Raw genomic sequence first — 21,017 nt, 5'->3', positions numbered from 1 at the left:
AACTCGGGCCTCGGGTAAGAGCGCTCTCCCTGCTTCACACCTCAGCCGCGGCGCCGCGGCTGAGGGCACGGCTCGACGACGAACTGTGCCCCGGGTCGACGCAGACCTGGGGCGGACGGAGAGGTAGACGAACACGATGCGCACCACATCCCCCACCGCCCCCGGGCGACCCCGCAGACGCCGAGCGGCCCGCGCCGCGCTCGCGACGCTGGCCTCCGGCGCGCTCGCGGGCGCGGCGCTCGTCGTGCCCGCGACGACCGCGAGCGCCGAGCCGGTGCTCCTGTCCCAGGGCAAGCCCGCCACCGCGTCGTCCGTCCAGGACGACTGGGCCGGGTACGCCGCGGACAAGGCGGTCGACGGCGACCTCGGCACGCGCTGGTCCAGCGCCTGGAGCGACCCCCAGTGGCTCCGGGTCGACCTGCAGCAGGACGCGAGCGTCGACCGGGTCGAGCTGGTCTGGGAGGGCGCGTACTCCTCCGCGTACCAGGTCCAGGTCTCCGACGACGGCTCGGCGTGGCGGACGCTCTACTCCACGACCCAGGGCGACGGCGGCACGGACGTCCTCGACGTGGACGGGAAGGGCCGCTACGTGCGCGTCCTGTCGACCGCGCGCCCCGGCGGCTACGGCCACTCGCTCTACGAGTTCCGCGTCTTCGGCGAGGCGGGCGGCTCGGGTCCGACCGACCCCACGGACCCGACCGACCCCGGTGACCCGACCGACCCGTTCCCCGACTACGTGCACCCGGGCCACCCGACGGTCCCTGTCAAGGACTCGGGCCCGAGCGTCGTCGAGGTCGTCGGCGCGAATGGCGACTGGGACCTCCAGGTGGACGGCCAGCCGTACACCGTGCGCGGGTTCACGTGGGGCGGCACGAACGCCGAGGAGACCGGTGCGCGCATGCAGGGCCTCGCCGACATCAACGGCAACACGACCCGCACCTGGGGCACGGGCGCCGACTCGCGCGCGATCTTCGACGCCGCGGCCGAGCACGACGTCCGCGTCATCGCGGGCTTCTGGCTCATGCCGGGCGGCGGCCCGGGGTCGGGCGGCTGCATCGACTACCGCACCGACACGACGTACAAGAACGAGACCAAGGCCGACATCCTGCGCTGGGTCGAGGAGTACAAGAACCACCCGGCCGTGCTCATGTGGAACATCGGCAACGAGGCGATCCTCGGTCTGCAGAACTGCTACTCCGGCACCGACCTCGAGGAGATCCGCAACGCGTACGCGTCGTTCGTCAACGAGGTGAGCGTCGCGATCCACGCGATCGACCCCAACCACCCGACGTCGAACACCGACGCGTGGACCGGTGCGTGGCCGTACATCCGCGACCACGCACCCGACCTGGACCTGCTCTCCATCAACGCGTACGGCGACGTGTGCAGCATCGCTGAGGCGTGGGAGGCCGGGAGCTACGGCAAGCCGTACGTGCTCACCGAGGGCGGCGCGGCCGGCGAGTGGGAGGTGCCGGACGACGCGAACGGCGTCCCGGACGAGCCCACCGACATCGAGAAGAGCCGCGCGCTCCCGCTGTCGTGGAAGTGCCTCATGGAGCACGAGGGCAAGGCGCTCGGCGCGACGTTCTTCCACTACGGCGTCGAGGGCGACTTCGGCGGCGTGTGGTTCAACATCACCCCCGGCAACAACAAGCGCCTCGGCTACCACGCGATCGCCAAGACCTGGGGCGTCGACCTCACGGGCGTGAACACGGCCCCGCGGATCACCGGCATGGCGATCCCGGGCTCGACGTCCGTGACGGCCGGCGCCACGCTCGACTTCGACCTCGCCGCGACCGACCCCGACGGCGACCCGATCAACTACGTCGCGTTCTTCAACAGCAAGTACGTCGACGGCGCCGGCGGCCTCGCCTGGACCGATCTCACGAGCAAGGGCCAGGGGAAGTTCTCGGTCACCGCGCCCTCGCGGCTCGGCGTGTGGAAGCTCTACGTCTGGGCCGAGGACGGCAAGGGGAACGTCGGGGTCGAGACGCGCTCGTTCCGCGTCGTGGCGCCGCCCGTCGCCGGGACGAACATCGCGCAGGGCAAGACCACGACGGCGTCGAGCTTCGACCCCTGGAACGGCAACTGGTCCCCCGGCCAGGCGACCGACGGCGACCCGGGCACGCGCTGGGCGAGCGACTGGGACGACGACGAGTGGCTGACGGTCGACCTCGGCTCCGTCCAGGCGTTCCAGCACGTCCAGCTCGTCTGGGAGTCGGCGTTCGGCAAGGCCTACCAGATCCAGACGTCGAACGACGAGCAGTCCTGGACCACGGTCCGCACGGTGACCGACGGTGACGGCGGGGTCGACAGCCTCGACGTCGCGGGCAACGGCCGCTACGTGCGGCTCAAGCTCGACGCGCGCGGCACGGCGTGGGGCTACTCGCTGTTCGAGCTCGGCGTCTACCAGCGCTGACACCCTCAGACGTCCGGGTGGGGGCGGCGGCAACCGCCCCCACCCGGCACGGCGCCCGGTGACAGACGCCGGGCGTGCCCATCATCCGCGCAGCGTCGCGCGCTCCTGCCCGAGAGGCTCCGCAGCGCGCGACGACCTCGAAGGAGGAAGCATGCACGGCACGACACGCACCACCACGCTATCGCCTCCCCGGCACGGCCGACGCCGCGCCGGGACCGGCCGGCGCCGGGTCGCGGCGACGATGACCGGCGTCCTCGTCGCGTCGACCTCGGTCGTCGTCACGACGAGCGCCGCCGCCGCCCCGGACACCCTGCTCTCCCAGGGCGCGCTCACGGCGGCGTCGAGCTCCGAGTCCGGCGGCCTGGGGCCCCGGTTCGCGGTCGACGGAGACCGGGCCACCCGCTGGGCGAGCCAGCCGAGCGACGACCAGTGGCTCCGCGTCGACCTCGGCGAGGCGCACGACCTCGACCGCGTCGTCCTCGACTGGGAGGCGGCGTACGGCAAGGACTTCACGGTCCAGGTGTCGCAGGACGGCCGGTCCTGGACGACCGTCGCCACCGTCGCCGACGGGACGGGCGGCGTGCAGTCGTTCGACGTCGACGCGACGGGCCGCTACGTCCAGGTCGTCGGGACGGAGCGTGGCACGCAGTACGGCTACTCGCTGTACGAGCTCCAGGTGTTCGGCGACGGCGACGCGCCGGACCCCGAGGACCCGCCGGGGTGGGACGACGAGGTCACGCACCACGAGTTCCAGGCCAACTGCTCGTTCTCGCACTTCCTGCCCGACGACCCGATCGTCTTCCCGGGCCAGCCCGGGAGGTCGCACCTGCACACGTTCGTCGGCAACCGCGTGACGGACGCGTTCACGGTCCCGGAGGACCTGTTCGAGAACACCGACTCGACCTGCACGGTCCCGCAGGACCACTCGTCGTACTGGTTCCCGGCGATCGAGAAGAACGGCGTCCCGATCGAGCCCGACATCCCCATGACGATCTACTACAAGTCCGGGATCGACGACTACACGAAGGTCAAGCCCTTCCCGCCGGGTCTGCGGTTCGTCGCGGGCGACATGATGGCGACGTACGACGAGTTCCGGACCGCGCCCGGCGCCGTCGAGGGCTGGGAGTGCGGCGACATCTCGAAGAGCTGGGACATCCCGGCCCACTGCCCCGAGGGCACCGAGCTGAACATCCGCTACCAGGCCCCGAGCTGCTGGGACGGCATGCACCTGTCGCCCGACGCGTCCGCGCACATGGGCCACGGCGCGCACATGGCGTACCCCGTGGACGGGCAGTGCCCCATGACGCACCCGATCGCGGTCCCGATGATCGAGTTCAAGATCGCGTGGCCGGTGAGCGGTGACATGTCCGACGTACGGCTCGTGAGCGGCTCCGACCAGTCGTGGCACTACGACTTCATCAACGGCTGGGAGCCCGAGGTGCTGGAGCGCCTCGTGGAGCACTGCATCAACGGCGGGCTCCAGTGCAACCCGCGCGGTTACGACCTCTACAAGCCGCACCGCGGCACCGTCCTCGACGAGAGCTACCAGCTCGTCGGCTGACACCCACCGCCCGACTGGCGCGGCGTCGTCGAGCGCGACGGCGCCGCGTCCGGGGCACGGTCGTGCCCGTGGCACGGCCTCCCGACCCGAAGAAGGCAGGACCATGCATCTCCGACCCACGGCCAGGCTCCGCCTGGCCTCCCTCGCCGCGGGGCTGACCGCGGCGTGCGTCGCGGCCCCGCTCGTGGCGGCCGCAGCGCCCGTCGCGGCCGCGGCGGACCCCGTCAACCTCTCCCAGGGCAAGCCCGCGACAGCATCGAGCGTGCAGGGCGACTACGCCGCCGCACGGGCGGTCGACGGCGACCTGAACACCCGCTGGGGCAGCGAGTTCGCCGAGGGCCAGTGGCTCCAGGTCGACCTCGGCCGGATCTCCACGCTGTCGTCCGTCGCCCTGAGCTGGGAGGGCGCCTACGGCAAGGGCTTCCGCATCGAGGCGTCCGACGACGGCTCGACCTGGCGCACGCTGCGGACCGTCACCGACGGCACGGGCGGGCAGCAGACGCTGCCCGTGTCCGGGACCGGGCGCTACGTGCGCCTGCTCGGCACCGAGCGCGGCACCGGTTACGGCTACTCGCTGTGGGAGCTCCAGGTGTTCGGCACACCCGGGACCGACGGCGGTACGGTCGACCCGGGCGGGCCCGGCGACGACTGCACCACGAACGCCGCGCTCGGGAAGGCGGCGACGGCGTCGTCCGCCGAGGGCGCGTACGCCGCGGGCCTCGCGGTGGACGGCAAGGCCGACACGCGCTGGAGCAGCGAGTTCTCCGACGCGCAGTGGCTCCAGGTCGACCTCGGTTCGATCCAGCCGGTGTGCGGGATCGAGATCGACTGGGAGGGCGCCTACGGCAAGGGCTTCCGGGTCGAGACGTCCGACGACGGCGCCCTGTGGCGCACGCTGCGTACGGTGACCGCCGGGACGGGCGGCAAGCAGGCGCTCGACGTCACCGGGTCCGGTCGCTACGTCCGGCTCGTCGGCACCGAGCGCGGTACCGGTTGGGGCTACTCGGTCTGGGAGCTGCGCGTGCTGACCACGGGTGACGGGACACCGAACCCGGGCACGGGCGAGCCGATCGAGGGCGGCGGGGACCTCGGGCCGAACGTGCACGTGTTCGGCCCCGGCACCCCGGTGGCCGACATCCAGGCCGCCGTCGACGCCGCGTACGCGGCGCAGGAGGAGAGCCAGTTCGGCCTGCGCCGCGACCAGTTCCTCTTCGAGCCCGGTACGTACCCGGTGCACGTCAACGTCGGCTTCAACACCGCGGTCAACGGCCTCGGCCGGAACCCCGACGACGTGAACATCACGGGCGGCGTCTGGGCCGACGCGGAGTGGTTCGAGGGGAACGCGACGCAGAACTTCTGGCGCTCCATCGAGAACCTCGCCGTCACCCCGACCGGCGGCGACATGCGCTGGGCCGTCTCGCAGGCCGCGCCCATGCGCCGCATCCACGTCAAGGGCAACCTCATGCTGCACTCGTCGCGCTACGGGTGGGCGTCGGGCGGCTTCACCGCCGACTCGATCGTCGACGGCCAGGTGCGGGGCTACACGCAGCAGCAGTGGTACACGCGCGACTCGACGCTCACGGGCGGCTGGGACGGCACGCTGTGGAACATGGTGTTCTCCGGCACCGAGAACGCCCCGCCGACGACGTTCCCCGAGCCCGCCGTCACCACGCTCGACACCACGGGCACGATCCGCGAGAAGCCGTACCTCTACCTCGACGGCGACGACTACGCCGTCTTCGTCCCGTCGCTGCGCGAGGGCACGCGCGGCGCGACGTGGAAGAACGGCTCCACGCCCGGCACGTCGATCCCGCTCGACGACTTCTACGTCGCGCACCCCGGCGACACCGCCGAGCACATCAACGCGGCGCTCGACCAGGGCCTCCACCTGCTGCTCACCCCGGGCGTCTACCACCTCGACGAGACGATCGAGGTGAACCGCGCCGACACGGTCGTGCTCGGCCTCGGGTACGCGACGATCGTGCCCTCCGCGGGGCAGACGGCGCTCCAGGTCGGCGACGTCGACGGCGTCCGGGTCGCGAGCGTCCTGTTCGACGCCGGGGCGGCCGAGTCCCCGAGCATGCTCACCGTGGGCACGGACGGCTCGAGCGCGGACCACGCCGACGACCCGATCTCGATCCACGACGTGTTCGTGCGCGTCGGCGGCGCGCACGCGGGCAAGGTGGACAGCGCGATCGTCATCAACGCGGACGACACGATCGTCGACCACATCTGGTCCTGGCGCGGCGACCACGGCGAGGGCATCGGCTGGGACGTCAACACCGCCGACTACGGGCTGGTGGTCAACGGCGACGACGTCGACGGCTACGGCCTCTTCGTCGAGCACTACCAGAAGTACAACACCCTGTGGAACGGCGAGCGGGGGCGCACGATCTTCTACCAGAACGAGCTCCCGTACGACCCGCCGAACCAGGCCGCGTGGAACCACGACGGCATCCGCGGATGGGCGGCGTACAAGGTCGCGGACCACGTGCGGAACCACGAGGCCTGGGGCCTGGGCTCCTACTGCGTGTTCACGTCCGACGCGTCGATCGTCTCCGACAACGGGTTCGAGGTGCCGATCACCCCGGGCGTCAAGATGCACTCGCTCCTGACCGTCTCGCTCGGCGGGGTGGGCACCTACGAGCACGTCATCAACGGCGTCGGCCCCCGCGCCAGCGGCGTCGAGACCGTCCCGGCGAAGGTCGTCAGCTACCCGTAGGCCGTCCGAGGCACGCGGTGACGTCGCCGTCGACCCGGTGCAGGGGCCGGGTCGACGGCGACGTGCGTCAGCGGGTCGGGGTCTCCACGACCTGGCCCGCCCACGCGAACCCGCCGCCGAAGCCGAAGAGCAGGGCGGGGACGCCTGCAGGGATCTTGCCGGCGTGCCACCACTTGGAGAGCCCGAGCGGGATGGACGCGGCGGACGTGTTGCCCGACTCGACGATGTCGGTGACGACGATCTTGGAGTCGAGCCCGAGCGACTTCGCGAGCGGCTCGATGATGCGCAGGTTCGCCTGGTGCGCGACGAGGACCTCGATGTCGTCGAGCGAGACGCCGGAGCGCTCCACGACGGAGCGCGCGCGGTCGGCGGCGCGCGTGATGGCCCACTTGAAGACGGCGCGGCCGTCCTGGGCGAACGTGTCGGCGGGCGACTCGATGAGCACGGCGGGCGTGAGGTCGGGCTCGGAGCCCCAGGTCACGGGCCCGACGCCGGGCTCGTCCGTGGCGCGCAGCACGGCCGCGCCCGCGCCGTCGGCGGTGAGGATGCACGTGCTGCGGTCGGTCCAGTCGGTGAACGCGGTGAGCTTCTCCGCGCCGATCACGACGGCGGTGCGGGCGGAACCGGCGCGGATCGCCTGGTCGGCGAGGCCGACGGAGTGGGCGAACCCGGAGCAGGCGACGTTGACGTCGAGCACGGCGGGCCCGACGACGCCCCGCAGGTCGAGCTCGGACGCCTCCTCGGGCGTGGACTGCCCGGGCATCACACCGGTGCGCAGGTGGTAGGCGACGCGGCCCGCGGTGTTGGGCGACCGGTCGGTCGCAGTGGCCGTCGCGACGATCACGAGGTCGACCTCGGCGGGGTCGACGCCCGCGTCGGCGAGCGCGTGGCGCGCGGCCGCGGTGGCCATGTCGGCGACCGTCGTGTCGTCGTCGGCGACGTGCCGCGTGACGATCCCCGTCCGCGAGCGGATCCACTCGTCGTTGGTCTCGACGAGCTGCGCGATGTCGTCGTTCGTCAGCGTCTTCTCGGGCTGGAAGTGACCGAGGCCGGCGATGCGCGACCCGGCCGCGCCGGTGGCGGGAGTGAGCATGAGGTCGATCATGTCACGCACCGGGGGGCGCCCCGACCGACCTCTCGACCCCAGGCCCCAGGCCTCAGGTGACCGTCCCGAGCTGCCACGGGACGAACTCCTCGCCGCCGAGGTCGAGCTCCTCGCTCGCCGTCTCCTCCCCCGAGGCGACCGCGAGGATGCGGGCGAAGATCTCGTCGCCCACCTCCTCCAGGGTCGCGACGCCGTCGACGATCCTCCCGCAGTCGATGTCCACGTCGTCGCCCATGCGCGCGTAGAGCTCGCTGTTGGTGCCGAGCTTGATGCTCGGCGTGGGCTTGCAGCCGAACACGGACCCGCGGCCCGTGGTGAAGCACACGACGGTCGCCCCGCCCGCGACGAGCCCGGTGACGGAGACGGGGTCGTAGCCGGGGGTGTCCATGAAGACGAAGCCCCGCGTGTCGAGCGGCTCGGCGTACTCGTGCACGGCGGCGAGGTCGGCCTGCCCGCCCTTGGCCACGGCGCCGAGCGACTTCTCGAGGATCGTCGTCAGACCACCGGCCTTGTTGCCGGGCGACGGGTTGTTGTCGAGCGTGCCGCCGCCCGCGGCGGCGTAGCCCTGCCACCACTCGAGCCGGTCGAGCAGGCGCTGCCCGACCTCCGGCGTGACGGCCCGGCGCGTGAGCAGGTGCTCGGCACCGAACACCTCGGGCGTCTCCGCGAGCGCCGACGTGCCGCCGTACGCGACGAGGCGGTCGGACGCGATCCCGAGCGCGGGGTTCGCGGTGATGCCGGAGTAGCCGTCGGAGCCACCGCAGTTGAGCCCCAGGACGAGGTCGGCGACGTCGCAGTCGGTGCGCTCCCAGCGCGCGTCGATCTCCGCCACCATCTCGCGCACCGCGTCGACGCCTGCGCGGACGGTGGCCCGCACACCGCCCGTCTCCTGGATGGTCAGCGTGCGCACGACCGTGTCCGGCGACAGGTCGGCCCCCGCGAGCACGGTGTCGACGGCGATCATCTCGCAGCCGAGGCCGAGCACGAGGACGCCCGTGACGTTGGGGTGGGCGGCGTACCCGCGCAGCGTGCGCAGGAGCACCTGGGCGCCCTCGCTCGTCGGCACGAGCCCGCACCCCGACTGGTGCGTGAGGGCGACGACGCCGTGGACGTCGTCGTAGGCGTCGAGCGCGAGGCCGCGGAACTGGTCGGCGATCATGCGGGCCGTGCTCGCGGAGCAGTTGACCGACGTGAGGATCGCGACGTAGCTGCGCGTGCCGACCGTGCCGTTCGCGCGGCGGTAGCCCCGGAACGTCGGGCGCGGTCCGGGCGGCGCCGCCAGCGGGGTGTGCACCGTGGCGAGCTCGTGCGCGCGCTCCCCCGGCGCGTACCCGAGGTTCTGCGTGTGCACGTGCTCGCCTGCGCGGACGTCGCGCGTCGCGACGCCGATCACCTGCCCGTACTTGCGCACGGGACCGGCGGAGGGGACGTCCCGCAGGGCGACCTTGTGCCCGCGCGGGACGGCGTCGAGCACGGCGACCGTCCCGCCCCCGGGGCGGTCGACGACGTCCCCGGGCGCGAGGTCGCGCGTCGCGACGGCGACGTCGTCCTCGGGGCGCAGGACGAGCAGCGGCGTGTCCGTCGCGCGCGCAGCCGCGGTCACGACGGCACCGCCTCGGGCCGGGCCGCCGCGACGCGCTCGAGCGACACCCCGAGGTCGGCGGTCGCCACGACCTGCCCTGTCTCGAGCGAGCGGTTCACGGCTACGCCGACGGCGACGCTGCGCAGGCCGTCGACGTAGCCCGCCGCGCGGGCGAGCGGGTCCTCGCCAGCCCCCCGGAAGACGTCGGAGAGGAGCAGGCGGTCGCCGCCCCCGTGCGACCCCTCGCCCTCCTCGATGACCACCTCGCGCGCGGGCTCCCAGTGCCGCTGCACGACGAGCCGCGCGCCGTAGGGTCGCACGTCGCCCGCACCGGGGTCGTGCACGGCGCTCGGGTCCACGACCGGGCGCCGCTTGCCGTCCGGCCCGAGGGCCTCGGCGGCGTGCCCGGACTCCACGTGGGCGCGCTCGACGACGTCGAGCTCGACCCGGCCGCGCGTGCCGTTGACGGCGACGCGGTACCCCTCCCACGGGCTGTGCGCGGTGAGCGAGTAGGTGAGGGTCGCGCCGCGGCGGTAGCCGACCAGCGCGCCGATCGTGTCCTCGATGGTGACGCCGGGCGCGAACACGTCGCGGTCGCGCACGTAGCCGTCCTCGGCCTCCGCGTCGAGGTAGAGCGAGCGCAGCGTGTCGTCCCCGGCGAGGTCGATGCCGAACGGGTCGTCCGGCGCGGCGTCGCGCCCGAGGCCGGGGCGGTCCCCCGGCGGGCGCCCGGCTCCGTCGTCGCCGTAGAAGCGGAGGCCGCCGCGCGCGACGACGGTCTCGGGGACGTCGTCGAGCCACCAGTTGACGAGGTCGAAGTGGTGGCTCGCCTTGTGCACGGCGAGCCCGCCCGAGGCGGCCTTGTCGCGGTGCCACCGGCGGAAGTAGTCGGCGCCGTGCACGGTGTCGAGCAGCCACTCGAAGTGCACCGAGACGACGTCGCCGATCTCGCCCGAGGCGATCACGCGCCGCAGCGCGGTGTTGCGCGGCGAGTACCGGTAGTTGAAGGTGACGGTGAGGGTGGCCGACGAGCGCTCGGCGGCCGCGCGGATCCGTGCCATCCCGGCCGCGTCGGTCGTGAGCGGCTTCTCGCACACCACGTCGACACCGGCCCCGAGCGCCGCGACGACGTAGTCCGCGTGGGCGTGGTCGGGCGTCGTCACGATCAGTGCGTCCACGGCCTGCTCGGCGAGCATCCGACCGAGGTCGGACGGCTCGTAGCGCGGCAGCGGCACGAGACCCGCGGCCCCGAGGCGACGGTCGTACCAGGCGGCGCGCACCGGGTTGGGCTCGCACCACGCGACCAGGTGACCGTCCTCGCGGTGCTCACCGAGCAGCGCGTCGACGAACATGCGGGCGCGGTGCCCGGTGCCGGCGACGGCGTAGCGCCGGGGGCGGCGGGTCGTCACGGTCTCGGTCGGGGTGGTGCCGGGGTGGTGCACGGGTCTGCGGTCCTCTCGGGGTCCTGGCCACGGGGTGTGCGCGACGGTCTGGGGGTCGTGCCGGTCGAGTCCTGGTCGGGCCTGGCCGGGCCGGTCCGTGGGGCGACGGACCGGCCCGGCCGGTCAGGGGTGGCGGTACGCCACGGCGGGGCTACTGCCCGATGGCCGCGCCCACCTCGTCGAGGAACTGCGTCGCGGCGTCCTGCGGAGACTTCTGCTCGAACAGCACCTCGGTGTTGATGCGCTTGAGGATCTCGACGACGTCGCCGGCGCCCTGCGGCGGGACGGGCGGGCCGTCCACGACGTCGGCGCCGAGCGCCTCGAGGAAGTCCGCGGCCTGCTTGTCGGCCGGGGAGAGGCTGTCCTTGACGGCCGCGCGCACCTCCGTGTTCGCGGGCAGGCCGCGGTCGGAGAGCATGAGCGCCCCGGCCTCGGGGTCGTTGAGGAGGAAGTCCACGAACTTCGCTGCCGCCTCGGGGTGCTCGGACGTCTTGGCGACCGAGTAGTACATCGCGGGCTTGAAGTACATGCCCGTGCGCTCGCCCTCGGTCTCGCCCGGAAGGCGCAGGAGCTCCAGGTCACGACCCGACGCGGTGCTGATGGCGCCGAGCTGGTTGGTCCACCACATGCCCATGGCGCCCTGGTTGGTCCCGAGGAGCGAGCCCTCCGGGCCGGCGCCCTCGAGCTCGACGGACCGCGCTGCGTCGGGCTGGCCGCCGCCCGCCTGGAGGTCGAGGGAGAGCTGGAAGAAGTCCGCGACGGTCTCCGCGGAGACGCCGAGCTCGCCCTCGGGGGTGTACAGCGCCTCGCCGCGCTGGCGCGCGAGGATCGACAGGCCGGCCTCGTTGAACCCGTAGTCCTGCGTGCCGTAGATGCCGTCGGTCGAGCCCGCGGTCACCGCGTTCGAGACCTCGACGTAGTCCTCCCACGTCCACGTGGCGTCGTCCGGCACCTCGACACCTGCGTCGGCGAACACCTGCGGGTCGGCGAGCACCGCGTAGGCGTTGACGCCGGTGGGGATGCCGTAGAGCGCCCCGCCCGTCTCGCCCGAGCCGACGACCGACTCGTCGATCGAGCTCGTGTCGATGTCGAGCGCCCCGAGGTCCGCCAGGACGCCGCGCGAGGCGTAGTCCGCGAGGTATCGCTCCTCCTGCGTGATGACGTCGGGCGCGTCGCCGGCCGCGACCGAGGTCGCGAGCTTGTCCCAGTACCCGCCCCAGTCGGTGTAGTCGGCGACGACCGTGATGTCGGGGTTCTTCTCCTCGAAGAGGTCGATGATCTGCTGCGTCGTCTGGTGGCGCGTGTCCGAGCCCCACCACGAGAAGCGGATCTGGACCGGCCCGGACTCCTCGGACGACGAGGACTCGTCGCCGCCCGGGTTCGCGACGCCGCCGTCGCCGCCGCAGGCGGTCAGGGCGAGGGCACCGACGGTCAGTGCGGCGGCCAGCGCCGCGCGGCGTGCGCCGGGCCGGCGCGGACGGTGGATCGAGGTGTTCATGACTCTCCTTGTGCGTGACGGGACGTCGTCGTTCTGTCGTGCGGAGCGGTGCCGGTCGGCACCGGGTGACGCGCGGGCGGGTGCCCCCGCGCCGGAGGAGCTACTTGATCCCCGTCGTGGCGATGCCCTTGACGAGGTACTTCTGACCGAAGAGGAAGACGAGGAACACGGGGACCAGGGAGACGATCGACATGGCGAACATCGGGCCCCACGAGCTCTGGCCCGTGGCGTCCACGAAGGTGCGCAGCGCGATCGGGACCGTGTACATGTCCGGCTTGGTCAGGAAGATCAGCTGGCTGAAGAAGTCGTTCCAGGTCCAGATGAAGGTGAAGATCGCCGTCGTCGCGAGCGCCGGGAGCGCGAGCGGCATCATGATGCGCAGGTAGATCCGGCCGTGGCCGCAGCCGTCGAGCCGCGCCGCCTCGTCCAGCTCCTTGGGGATCCCGCGGAAGAACTGGACCATGAGGAAGATGAAGAAGGCGTCGGTCGCGAGCAGCTTGGGCACGATGAGCGGCAGGAACGTGTTGATCCACTCGAGCGAGGAGAACAGCACGTACTGCGGCACGATCACGACGTGGATCGGCAGCATGATCGACATGAGCATGATCGCGAACCAGACCCCGCGGCCCCGGAACTGGAGCCGGGCGAACGCGTAGGCGGCGAGCGAGCACGAGACGAGGTTGCCCAGCACCGACCCGAGCACCACGACCGCGGAGTTGAGCAGGTAGTGGCCGAACGGGTGGGTGAGCGCGTTCCACCCGTCGGTGTAGTTGCCGAGGTCGACCGCGGACGGGATGAGGCCCGGCTCGCGGAAGATCAGCGCCGAGGGCTTGAACGAGCTCGCGAGCATCCAGAGCAGCGGGTACAGCATGACGAGCCCGAACGCGATGAGCAGCGCGTGCTTGAGCACCGACCGGACTCGCGCGGACTGCGCACGACGCCGGGGTCGCGGAGCGGTGGGCGGCGCGTCGGCCGCGAGCTGGGAGAGCGTCGACCGGGAGCGGGTCCCGGGGGCCGCGTCCTCGATGACGGCGGCGTCGGTGGGGGTCCCCGTGGCGGGGTGCGTGGTGTCAGTCATCGTAGAAGACCCAGTACTTCGAGGCGAGGAAGTTGACGAACGTCATCCCGCCGATGATCAGGAGCAGGAACCAGGCCATCGCCGACGCGTAGCCCATCTCGAGCGAGCCGAAGCCCTTGAGGTAGAGGTAGAGCGTGTAGAACATCGTCGAGTCCGCCGGCCCGCCGGTCCCGCCGCTCACGACGAACGCCTGCGTGAAGGACTGGAACGCGTTGATGAGCTGGAGCACGAGGTTGAAGAAGATGATCGGCGTGAGCATCGGCACCGTGATCGAGCGGAACTGGCGCCACCGGCCGGCACCGTCGATCGAGGCCGCCTCGTAGTACATGCGCGGGATCTGGCGCAGCCCGGCGAGGAAGATGATCATCGGCGCCCCGAAGGTCCACACGTTGAGGGCGACGAGCGTGCCCAGCGCGTAGTCGGGGTGCGAGACCCAGCCCTGCCCCTCGATCCCGACGAGCGCCAGGACCTGGTTGATGAGCCCGTCGGCGCCGAAGACCTGGCGCCAGAGGATCGCGATCGCGACGCTCCCGCCCAGGAGCGAGGGCAGGTAGTAGATCGAGCGGTAGACCGCGAGCCCGCGCAGGCCCTTGTCGAGCAGGAGCGCGAGGCCGAGCGCCGCCGCGAGCTGGAGCGGCACGGAGACGAACACGTACGTGAACGTCACCTGGAGCGAGTTGAGCAGCCGCGGGTCGGCGAACATCCGCTCGTAGTTGTCCCACCCGATCCAGCTCGGCGCCTGGAGCAGGTTGTAGTCCGTGAAGGACAGGTACAGCGACGCCGCCATCGGGCCCGCCGTGATGAGCGCGAGGCCCACGAACCAGGGGGCGAGGAAGAGCGCCGCCGCCTTCCCGTCCCCCTTCTTGCGTGCGGGCCGCCGCGTGGCGGTCCCTCGCGCGAGCTCGGTCACCGCCATGCGAGACCCTCCTCGCACCTCGTGCCGGTCATCCGTCACCCTCCGGTCGTCGTCGATCGGTAGTCCTGCGTTCCCCCGTCGAGGGGAAACCGGTTGCTGGGTGAGGACCGTAGCACATGTGGAACCGGTTTCCCATGGTGTACGGTCAGGTCATCGCGCGGCACCGGCCGACCCCGGCGAGCGCGGGCACCACGCAGTCGTGCGTGCCCGCGGCGCGCGAACCACGACTCGAGGGAGAACGATGGCAAGCGTGAGCACACGGCGAGGCGGGGTGACGATCGCCGACGTGGCGACCGCCGCGGGCGTCTCCCGGGCGACGGTGTCGCGCGTCATGAACGGCCGCGCGACGGTCGACCCGGAGATCAGCGCGCGCGTCCGCCAGGCGGCCGCCGACCTGAGCTACCGACCCAGCAACGTCGCGCGGAGCCTGTCGCTCGGACGGACCAACACGGTCGCGCTCGTCGTCCCCGACCTGGGCAACCCGGTCTTCCAGCAGATCCTGCGCGGCGTCACCTCGGCGGCCGCCCCGGCCGGGTACCGCGTCCTCGTCGCGGACACCGCCGAGGACCCCACCGAGGAGGCCGCGATCGCGCTCGAGGCGCGGCTGCGCTGCGACGCGCTCGTGCTCGTCTCGCCGCGCATGCCCGCGGCCGAGCTCGCGCAGCTCGTCCCCGACGTCGCGCCCGTGGTGCTCGTCAACCGCGAGCTCGCGCACACGGGTGAGGCGGCCGTGCCGTCGCTCGTCGTCGACTACGCCGACGCCGCGGCCCAGGTGCTCGAGCACCTGCTCTCCCTCGGCCACCGCCGGGTCGCCTACCTCGCCGGTCCGCCCGGCAGCGCGTCCGACGCGCTGCGCCGCACCGGGCTGCGCCGCGTGCTCGACCGCACGCCCGAGCTCGAGCTCGTCGAGCTCCCCGCCGGGCCCGACATCGCCGCCGGCCACGCCGCCGTCGACGAGGTCCTCACCGCCCGGCCGACCGCTGTCGTCGCGTTCAACGACCTCGTCGCGTTCGGCCTGCTCGCCGGGCTCAACGAGGCCGGCGTCGCCGTGCCCAAGGACATGTCGGTCGTCGGCTTCGACGACATCGACCTCGCCCGCTTCGCCACGCCGTCGCTCACGACGGTCGCCGTGCCGCAGGCCGAGCTCGGCCGGCACGCCTGGAAGGAGCTCTCGGCGCTCATCGACGACACCGTGCCCGCGTCCCGCACGACGCGGTTCGAGCCCCGGCTCGAGGTCCGCGCGACGACGGGGCCCGTGCCGCGCCAGGTCGCCCGCGCCCGCGTGGTCCCCCCGGCCGAGCCTGCCGGCGCGGTCGTCGCGGAGAGCTCCGGAGCCGGGTCGGCCCAGCCCGCGTCCCGCGAGGTCCGCTGGACCCCCGACGGGGAGGCCGTCGTCCTGCGCGCCGGCGACCTGCGCCTGGCGCGCTACCAGCAGGGCGACCGCATCCCCGCCGTGCACGCGCCGCGCTCCTACCTGCACCCGGTCCACACCCTCGCCGGCGTCCCGCTCACCGACGCCGGGCCCGTCGACCACCGCCACCACTACGGCGCCTCGATGGCCGTCGCCGACGTCAACGGGACGTCCTACTGGGGCGGGCGCACGTTCGTCGCCGACGTCGGCCCGACGCTCCTGCCCAACCACGGCCGCCAGGTGAGCCACGCGCTCGCCGTCGACCCCGTGGAGCAGCACCTGCTGCACGACGGCGTGCGCTGGCACGACGAGCAGGGCGTCCCGCAGCTCGAGGAGGACCGCCGCCTCGACGCGTGGATCCTCGACGACGAGTCCTGGGTCCTCGACTGGCGCTCGACCCTGCGCGCCGAGCGTGGTGCGCTCGTCATCGGCTCGCCCGCGACCAACGGGCGACCCGGCGCCGGGTACGGCGGCTTCTTCTGGCGCCTGCGCACGGCGGCCTCGACGAGCGTGCTCAGCGCGCACGGGCGTGGCGAGGAGAGCGCTCACGGCAGCACGTCCCCGTGGGTCGCGTTCGTGCAGGAGCACCCCTCCCACACCACGACGCTGCTCCTCGTCCAGCAGGGCGAGACGGTGCCGTGGTTCCTGCGTGCGTCCGAGTACCCCGGGGCCGGTCCGGCCCTGGCCTGGGACGCGCCCCGCACGATCCCCGCAGGGGGCACGCTCGAGACGGGCGCTCGCGCCGTGCTCGTCGACCGCGGGCTCGACCTCGACGAGGCCGCGGCGCTCGCGGAGCGCGTCCGGTGACCGGTTCGACCCGGGCCGCCTCCGGGACGAACCACGTGCTCGACCGGGCGCAGGCAGCCGTCCCGGTCGCCGTCCTCGGGGTCCACGGCCACGGCGGGTCCCACCTGCGCACCGTCGCCGCGCTCGCGGAGCAGGGCCGCGTCCGGCTGAGCGCGGTCGTCGACCCGCGCCGCCCCGACGACGCCCCCGCGCCCTGGTTCCCCACGCTCGGCGACCTGCTCTCGTCGTCCGACCCGGCCGTCCGCCCCGAGGTCGTCGTGATCTCGACCCCGATCCCGACCCACCTCCCGCTCGCGCGCGCCGCGATGGAGGCGGGCGTCGACGTCCTGCTCGAGAAGCCGACCGCCGCGTCCCTCGCGGAGCACCTCGCGCTCGTCGAGGTGGCCGAGCGCACGGGCCGCCGGTGCCAGGTGGGCTTCCAGACCTTCGGCTCGCACGCGGTGGACGCGGTCGCCGAGCTCGTCGCGGACGGCGAGATCGGCGACGTCGTGGGCATCGGGGCCGTCGGCACGTGGGTGCGGACCACCGGGTACTGGCGCCGCGCCCCGTGGGCGGGCCGACGCCGGCTCGACGGGCGCGACGTCGTGGACGGCGTCGTCACCAACCCGCTCGCCCACGCGGTCGCGACCGCGCTGCGCATCGGCGGCGCCCGCACGGCCGACGACGTGGCCCACGTCGTGACCGACCTCTGGCGTGCCAACCCGATCGAGTCCGACGACACGTCGGCGCTGCGCGTCGTCGCGCGCGACGGCCTGCCCTACGGGTTCGGGCTCACGCTCTGCGCGCCCGAGCGCACCCCGGCCCGCGTGCTCGTGCTCGGGACCGACGGCGAGGTCACGCTCGAGTACGAGCACGACCGCGTGCTCGTCCGCACCCCCCGGGCGCACGTCGAGAAGACGTACGGCCGCACCGGTCTCCTGGAGGACCTGCTCGCCGCGCGCCGCGACCCGGAGCGCCGGCTCGCGTGCGACGTGCGCGACACCGGCGCGTTCATGCGCGTCATGGAGGCCGTGCGCACGACGGCGGACCCGCGGCCCCTCGACCCGGCGGCGGTGACCTGGACGGGTGAGGGCGACGACCGCCGCCCCGTCGTCGACGACGTCGCGCGATGGTGCGAGGAGGCCGCGCGCTCGGCCCGGACGTTCACCGAGCTCGGCGCGCCCTGGACGCGCTGACGATCCCCGCGTGACGTAGCGTCGGGAGGTCCCGCCGTCCCGACCCTGGAGGAACCGCCGTGTCCCGTCCCCCGCTGCCCGCCCCGCTCGTCGAGCTGCTGCGCCGCCCGAACGCCGCCGTGATGGCGACCGTGCGCTCCGACGGCGCGCCCGTCACCGCGGCGACCTGGTACGTCTGGGAGGACGATGGCCGTGTGCTCGTCAACCTCGACGAGTCGCGTGTGCGCCTCAAGCACCTGCAGAACGACCCGCGCGTCTCGCTCACCGTCCTCGACGAGAACTGGTACACGCACGTGACGCTCATTGGCCGCGTCGCGGAGCTGCGCGTCGACGAAGGCCTGGCCGACATCGACCGGATCTCGCGCCACTACACGGGGCACGAGTACGCGAACCGGCACAACCCGCGCGTCAGCGCGTGGATCGAGGTCGAGCGCTGGTACGGCTGGGGGGAGGCGAAGGCCGCCGCCGGGGACGCGTAGCCCGCTCCCCCGGCGCCGGCCCCACCGTCAGGCGCCGTAGCGGAACGCGTCCCACGCCCCGAGCAGGTACTGGATGCCGAGCGCGCGGTCGTACAGGCCGTACCCGGGCCGGGGCTTGTTGGTCGTGTTCTCGTCCCACAGGTGCCGGCCGTGGTCGGGACGCACGTAGCCCTGATAGCCCGCCTCGGCGTACGCGCGCATGATGCCCGTCGTGTCGACGCTGCCCTCGCACGCGCGGTGCGCGACCTCGGTGAAGTCGCCGTTCCCGAGGTGCTTGATGTTGCGCACGTGGGTGAAGTGGATGCGGTCCATGAACGTGCGCACGGCGTCGACCGCGTCCTGGTCGGGGTTCGCAGAGAACGAGCCGAGGCACAGGGTCAGGCCGTGGTACGGGCTGTCGTTCAGGGACAGCACGCGCGCCAGGTCGTCCTTGGTCGACACGACGCGGGGCCACCCGAAGACGTCGTAGGGCGGGTCGTCGGGGTGCACACCCAGCTTGACGCCGGCCTCCTCGCACGCGGGGATCACGGCGTCGAGGAAGTACCGGTAGTGGGCGTACATGTCCTCGCGCGTGACTCCCTCGTACGCCGCGTCGAGCTCGGCGAAGCTCGCGAGCCGCTCGGGCTCCCAGCCGGGCAGCGTCAGCCCGTGCGTGTTCGCCTCCATGTCCGCGATGAGGCTCTGCGGCGACATCGCGTCCACGACGGCGCGCTCGAAGAACAGCGCGGTCGAGCCGTCGGGCAACGGGTGCCACAGGTCGGTGCGCAGCCAGTCGAAGACGGGCATGAAGTTGTAGCAGACGACCTTCACCCCGGCCCGGCCGAGCCGGCGGATGGTCGTCACGTAGTTCTCGATCGCCTCGTCGCGGCTCAGCCCGAGCACGGTCCTGCCGAGCTTGATCGACTCGTGCACGTTGACCGACTCGACCACCTCCGCGTCGAAGGTCCGGGTGATCCCGCGCGCGCGGGCCTCGTCGCTCAGCCCGGTGATCTTCGCGACCTCGGCGTCGATCTCCGCCTGCTCCCAGACCTCGCCCGCCTGCTTGCCGTGCAGGCTCCACACGATCGTCTCCACGCCGGGCACCTGGCGCACGTGGTCGAGCGTGACCGTGTCGTTCCCGTCGCCGTACCAGCGAAAGCCCATCTTCACGGGGCAGCCTCCTCGTTCCTCGTGGTGGTCGTCGTGCCGCCCGCGTCCGCGCTCGCGGCGACGACCGCGTCGGCGACCTCGGGCAGGCGCCCTTCCGGGACGTCCGGCAGGAGGCCGGGGAGGAGGACGAGCGCGCGGACCGCCGCGGCGTCGTCCGACGCGCTCTCCACGACCGCGCGCAGCCCGTCGCCGCGCGGGTCGTCCACCGTGCGCCCCGCGCGCGCCTCCGCGACGACGTACCCGGCCCACGCGGCGAGCGCCGCGACGACGCCCTGCGGCGCCGGGGCGTCGGGCCGCGCGGCGAGGAGGTCGGCGAGCGTCGCGCCCCAGCGGAACGGGATCTTCTGCGTCCCGTCCATCGCGACCTGCCGGGTCGTGTGCCCCGTCGCGGGGTTCGCGAACCGGTCGAGCAGCGTCTCGGCGTACGCGGCGAGGTCGACGCCGTCGGGCGCCTCGAGCGTCGCGAGCGCGTCGGCCTGGAGCGCTCGGACGCCCGCGGCGAGCGCCGGGTCGGCGACGGCCCCGGCGATCGTCGCGTGCCCGGCCAGCGAGCCCGCGTACGCGAGGTAGGAGTGCGCGCCGTTGAGCAGGCGCAGCTTCGCGCGCTCGTACGGCGCGACGTCGCTCGTGAGGGTCGCCCCGCCCCGCTCCCACGCGGGGCGCGGACCGGCGAAGCGGTCCTCGATCACCCACTGCACGAACGGCTCGGCCACGACCAGACCCTCGTCGCGCGCGCCGAGCAGCGTCTCGACCTCGTCGCGCTGCGCGGGCGTGGTCGCGGGCACGATGCGGTCGACCATGCTGCACGGGAAGGTCACCGACGCCGCGAGCCAGGCGCGCAGCGCGTCGCCCTCGGCGCCCGGGAGCGCGGCGACGACCGCCTCCTCCACGAGGCGCGCGAGCACGTGCCCGTTGTCGGCGAGGTTGTCGCAGCTCAGCACGGTCAGCGGCGCGCCCCCGGCTCGACGACGCGCCGCCAGCCCGCGCACGAGGAGTCCGACGGCGCTGGTCGCTGGGGCGACGGCCGCCGACTCGCTGCTCGCGACGTCCGCGCCGGACGCGCCGGTGAGCTCCTCCTCGCAGCGCAGCACGTCGAGGTCGGCCGTGACGGCGTCGACATCGAGACGCCCGTCAGCGCGACGCGCGTACCCCTTCTCGGTGACGGTGAGCGTCACGACGTGCGTCGTGGGCGCGGCGAGCGCCGCGAGGACGCGGGGCGTCTCCTCGGCCGGCCACGCGACGTCGGTCACGGACCCCACGACGCGCGGGGACGCGCCGTCGGGCCCGACCGTCAGCACGGTGTAGACCCCGCCCTGCGGCCGGAGCTGGTCGCGCACCGACGCGGAGCGCTGCGTCACGCCGAGGATTCCCCAGGACGTCTCCCCCGTCGCCCGCGCGGCGTCCTCGGTGACGACCGCCTGGTGCGCGCGGTGGAACGCTCCGATCCCGAGGTGGACGATCCCCACCTGCGTCGGGCGGACGGGAGCCGGCGGGAACGCGGGGTGCGCGTCCCGGTGCAGGCGCGGTCGCGCGGTGTCGGCCGGCGGTGCGGCGGGGGACGTCGGGCCGGGTCGGCTCGGGACGTCGGTCGGGGCGGTCACGCGACCTCCTGCGGTGTCGGGTCGGCGACGGTGTCGCCGGGTCGTCGAGGACGGGGCCGGGCCCCGGGTTGC

Annotated in this window: 14 protein-coding genes; 6 read left to right on the top strand and 8 right to left on the bottom strand. The window is 73.3% G+C overall.

Annotated elements, in window-relative coordinates; translation table 11 throughout:
* Positions 1-136: 136 nt before the first annotated feature.
* The 3 genes from ACN9MS_RS04400 (at position 137) to ACN9MS_RS04390 (ending at position 6,702) form a co-directional block, all read left to right on the top strand.
* Complete coding sequence (locus tag ACN9MS_RS04400; RefSeq protein WP_426310893.1) at positions 137-2,419, top strand: discoidin domain-containing protein; 2,283 nt, start codon at positions 137-139, stop codon at positions 2,417-2,419.
* Positions 2,420-2,660: 241 nt separating this feature from the next.
* Positions 2,661-3,980: a DUF1996 domain-containing protein gene (locus tag ACN9MS_RS04395; RefSeq protein ID WP_426310892.1), complete on the top strand. Its 1,320-nt coding sequence runs from the start codon at positions 2,661-2,663 to the stop codon at positions 3,978-3,980.
* Between the two features lie 103 nt (positions 3,981-4,083).
* Positions 4,084-6,702 carry a discoidin domain-containing protein gene (locus ACN9MS_RS04390; RefSeq protein WP_426310891.1) on the top strand — a complete coding sequence of 873 codons (2,619 nt, stop codon included), beginning with the start codon at positions 4,084-4,086 and terminating at the stop codon, positions 6,700-6,702.
* A 67-nt stretch (positions 6,703-6,769) separates the two neighbouring features.
* Here the strand turns inward: ACN9MS_RS04390 and ACN9MS_RS04385 are convergent, their stop codons facing one another.
* The 6 genes from ACN9MS_RS04385 to ACN9MS_RS04360 all read right to left on the bottom strand — a co-directional run bounded on the left by ACN9MS_RS04385 (position 6,770) and on the right by ACN9MS_RS04360 (position 14,323).
* Positions 6,770-7,795 carry a 3-oxoacyl-[acyl-carrier-protein] synthase III C-terminal domain-containing protein gene (locus ACN9MS_RS04385; RefSeq protein WP_426310890.1) on the bottom strand — a complete coding sequence of 342 codons (1,026 nt, stop codon included), beginning with the start codon at positions 7,793-7,795 and terminating at the stop codon, positions 6,770-6,772.
* A gap of 64 nt (positions 7,796-7,859) precedes the next feature.
* Complete coding sequence (locus ACN9MS_RS04380) at positions 7,860-9,410, bottom strand: UxaA family hydrolase (protein WP_426310889.1); 1,551 nt, start codon at positions 9,408-9,410, stop codon at positions 7,860-7,862.
* Positions 9,407-10,831 (bottom strand): Gfo/Idh/MocA family oxidoreductase, encoded by a 1,425-nt coding sequence (locus tag ACN9MS_RS04375; protein ID WP_426310888.1) that lies wholly within the window; start codon positions 10,829-10,831, stop codon positions 9,407-9,409. Before ACN9MS_RS04375 ends, ACN9MS_RS04380 begins: the two co-directional genes overlap by 4 nt.
* Before the next feature lie 151 nt (positions 10,832-10,982).
* Complete coding sequence (locus ACN9MS_RS04370) at positions 10,983-12,329, bottom strand: ABC transporter substrate-binding protein (protein ID WP_426310887.1); 1,347 nt, start codon at positions 12,327-12,329, stop codon at positions 10,983-10,985.
* Positions 12,330-12,429: 100 nt separating this feature from the next.
* The gene (locus tag ACN9MS_RS04365) at positions 12,430-13,407 is read right to left on the bottom strand and encodes a carbohydrate ABC transporter permease (protein ID WP_378230674.1); all 978 of its coding nucleotides are present in this window, start codon (positions 13,405-13,407) and stop codon (positions 12,430-12,432) included.
* A complete protein-coding gene (locus ACN9MS_RS04360) occupies positions 13,400-14,323 on the bottom strand; it encodes a carbohydrate ABC transporter permease (protein ID WP_047231473.1) in 924 nt (307 codons plus the stop codon). Before ACN9MS_RS04360 ends, ACN9MS_RS04365 begins: the two co-directional genes overlap by 8 nt.
* 241 nt (positions 14,324-14,564) lie before the next feature.
* Here ACN9MS_RS04360 and ACN9MS_RS04355 point away from each other — a divergent pair, with 241 nt between their 5' ends.
* From ACN9MS_RS04355 to ACN9MS_RS04345, 3 genes are read left to right on the top strand one after another with little or no spacing between them, the layout of a single operon-like run.
* Positions 14,565-16,541 carry a DUF6807 family protein gene (locus ACN9MS_RS04355; protein WP_426310886.1) on the top strand — a complete coding sequence of 659 codons (1,977 nt, stop codon included), beginning with the start codon at positions 14,565-14,567 and terminating at the stop codon, positions 16,539-16,541.
* Positions 16,538-17,716 carry a Gfo/Idh/MocA family protein gene (locus ACN9MS_RS04350; RefSeq protein WP_426310885.1) on the top strand — a complete coding sequence of 393 codons (1,179 nt, stop codon included), beginning with the start codon at positions 16,538-16,540 and terminating at the stop codon, positions 17,714-17,716. The genes ACN9MS_RS04355 and ACN9MS_RS04350 overlap by 4 nt, the downstream gene beginning before the upstream one ends.
* Before the next feature lie 59 nt (positions 17,717-17,775).
* Positions 17,776-18,195, top strand: a complete 420-nt coding sequence (locus ACN9MS_RS04345) for a TIGR03618 family F420-dependent PPOX class oxidoreductase (protein WP_426310884.1) — start codon at positions 17,776-17,778, stop codon at positions 18,193-18,195.
* A gap of 27 nt (positions 18,196-18,222) precedes the next feature.
* On the opposite strand, the gene ACN9MS_RS04340 is transcribed toward ACN9MS_RS04345, so the two are convergent.
* A complete protein-coding gene (locus ACN9MS_RS04340; protein WP_426311822.1) occupies positions 18,223-19,338 on the bottom strand; it encodes a mannonate dehydratase in 1,116 nt (371 codons plus the stop codon).
* A 2-nt stretch (positions 19,339-19,340) separates the two neighbouring features.
* Complete coding sequence (locus ACN9MS_RS04335) at positions 19,341-20,945, bottom strand: mannitol dehydrogenase family protein (protein WP_426310883.1); 1,605 nt, start codon at positions 20,943-20,945, stop codon at positions 19,341-19,343.
* Positions 20,946-21,017 lie beyond the last annotated feature (72 nt).

The organism is Cellulosimicrobium sp. E-16, assembly GCF_049913115.1.
Lineage (GTDB): Bacteria > Actinomycetota > Actinomycetes > Actinomycetales > Cellulomonadaceae > Cellulosimicrobium.
This window is presented reverse-complemented; position numbering and strand designations above follow the sequence as displayed.